Genomic DNA, 1,237 nt, shown 5'->3' on the forward strand with positions numbered 1-1,237 from the left:
GGCTCTTTTGAATTTCGAGTGGGTTAAGCGGCATGCGGGTTGAAGCTGGAGAAGTCGAGCTTGCCGGCGATGAGGAAGATGACCGTGCGGATGGTGGAGAAACGGCCGTAGCCCCGCGCCTTGCGCTTGGCGGCCTGGAACAGGCCGTTCAAGGCTTCGAGGAAGCCGTTGGTCTGGCGTGTCTGCGCCCAGGCGACGATGCCCTCCATATGATTGCGGATGAGTTTGGCAACCTCCTTCATCGGTTCGACCTTCGAGCGCAGGACGCCGGTAGCCCACTGGGCCAGCATGCCGCGCACGACGTTGATCTGCTTGCGCTCCAGAATGGCGCGCAACCGCTCACGATAGAGCCAGGCGCGGGCCGTGCGCTTGGTGGTGAATTGCGCGACCAGGGCATCGAGGTCGGCCTGCGCGCCGGGACTGAGCGTGCTTCGGTCCTTGAGCAATGCCCAGCGCAGGCCCTTGAGCGTCGGGTCGGTCTTCTGCTCGATGCGCCGCGTTTTATCCACCGCCCGACTGGCATGGGCGACGACGTGGAACTTGTCGAAGGTGATGCGGGCATTGGGCAGATGCTCGCCGACGCCCTTGATGAAGGCGGGCGACATGTCGATGGAGACCGACTCGATAGCTTCGGGCGTACCGCCATGCGCCTTCAGATCATGGGCAAAGGCTTCGACGGTATCGGCCCCGCGTCCCTCGGCGACAAAGAGCACCTTGCGCTCGTCGGCGTCGGCGAACAGGGTGATGTAGTCATGGCCCTTGGCGCGCGAGGTCTCGTCCACGGCCAGCCGGGCGACCTCCGAGAAATCGGCAGCGTCCCGCGCCAGATCGACGTAGCGCCCGCAGATGGCGGCCACGCGATGCCAGGACAGATTCACCAGCCGCGCGACCGCCGCGAACGGCATCTCGCGGCACAAGGTGATGATCAGCGCCTCGAACAACAGGGTGAAGCCGGCGAGCTTTCCGGCCCACTCGGGTTCGACCAGGCGCACACCGCCATCGGGCAGCCGAACTCTGGGCATGCGCACTTCCAGATAACACTCGTGCTGGAAGAAGTTGAGGTGCCGGTAGCGCTTGGTCACGGTGTCATGCGCCGGATGCTCACCCGCGATGCCGGGCACAGCAAACCGGCTGCCGGCGATGAAATCGACGCCGATGGTCAGCGTCTTCTTGGCGGCATCGAAATCGACGCCCCGGATGAACCACGGATCGGCTATCCCCAGGGCGGCTTCAAACA

General features: G+C 64.5%; 1 protein-coding gene. It reads right to left on the minus strand.

The window, feature by feature from the left end:
• Positions 1 to 23 precede the first annotated feature (23 nt).
• Positions 24 to 1,237: ISL3 family transposase (locus AB1555_20160; GenBank protein ID MEW6248993.1), on the minus strand; the 1,214-nt coding region annotated here is incomplete at its 5' end.

Source organism: Nitrospirota bacterium (genome assembly GCA_040755395.1).
GTDB lineage: Bacteria > Nitrospirota > Nitrospiria > Nitrospirales > Nitrospiraceae > DATLZU01.